Below are 221 nucleotides of genomic sequence, written 5' to 3'. Positions count from 1 at the left end.
AACGACAACGGCACCTGCGCCGGACGCACCTGCGCAGTCAACGCCGCACGCGAACCACCACCAACACGAGAACCGAGTCGGGCAGCAAGCCCTTCAACGGTCGACGCCTCGAACAACTCCCGCACCGACACCGAAGCATCCAACGCCTGACCCAACCGAGACGTCACCTGCGTCGCAATCAGCGAATTACCACCGAGCGCGAAGAAATCATCATCCAAACC

The 221-nt window shown here is 61.5% G+C and carries 1 protein-coding gene; it reads right to left on the bottom strand.

Annotated elements, in window-relative coordinates; all coding sequences use genetic code 11:
- Window positions 1-221 (bottom strand): phosphopantetheine-binding protein (locus AC2ETI_RS32870; protein ID WP_483635084.1); only part of this gene is annotated, 221 nt, incomplete at both ends.

It is taken from the genome of Rhodococcus sp. MurmanLake-1, assembly GCF_056945715.1.
Note: the sequence above shows the minus strand (reverse complement) of the source record. Positions and strands in the feature narration are given on the sequence as shown.